1 protein-coding gene is annotated in these 689 nt (G+C 40.8%); it reads left to right on the top strand.

The window, feature by feature from the left end:
• On the top strand, positions 1 to 657 hold a 657-nt coding region (locus A4245_RS19410), incomplete at its 5' end, for an IS256 family transposase (RefSeq protein ID WP_199860724.1).
• Between the last annotated feature and the right edge of the window lie 32 nt (positions 658 to 689).

Below are 689 nucleotides of genomic sequence, written 5' to 3'. Positions count from 1 at the left end.
TTAGGATACACCATGGAGGGCAATAAAGAAATCCTTGGATTATGGTTAAATGAAACGGAAAGTAAACACAAATGGATGCAGATTTTCGATGAAATCAAGGCGAGAGGTGTTGAAGATATTTTCTTTATATCCATGGATGGTGTGAGTGGTTTGGAGGAAGGAGCACGTGCTATTTTCCCTGACGTCATCGTCCAAAGATGTATCGTTCATTTGATCCGTAACTCCATCAAATACGTTCCAAGCAAGGATTATAAAGCCTTCACCAAGGCATTAAAGAAAGTATATGGAGCACCGAGTCTGAAAGCCTGTCATAGCTCATTTGAATCCTTCCAGCAACAATGGGCGGCCTATCCAGGAGCCATTGATGTATGGACGAGGAATTTTAGTCATGTCGAGCAACTCTATGATTATGGAAGTGCTATCCGTAAAGTTATGTACACCACGAATGCGGTTGAGAGCATCCACTCCAGCTTCAGAAAGGTAACTAAAAAAGGAGCATTCCCCAACGAGAACGCTCTTTTGAAAGTATTATTTTTACGTGTGAAAGAACTCGAAACTAAGTGGAAAGGTGGTCATATCCAAAACTGGTCAATGGTTATGAACCAACTCCTCCTCCACGACAAGCTAAAAGATAGGGTTTTAAAATACTTGGAGTAAGTTTGAACTTACACACTTTATTTGACAAACCC

The sequence above is a fragment of the Oceanobacillus damuensis genome, assembly GCF_001618145.1.
In the GTDB taxonomy this organism is placed as follows: Bacteria; Bacillota; Bacilli; order Bacillales; family Amphibacillaceae; genus Oceanobacillus; species Oceanobacillus damuensis.
This window is presented reverse-complemented; position numbering and strand designations above follow the sequence as displayed.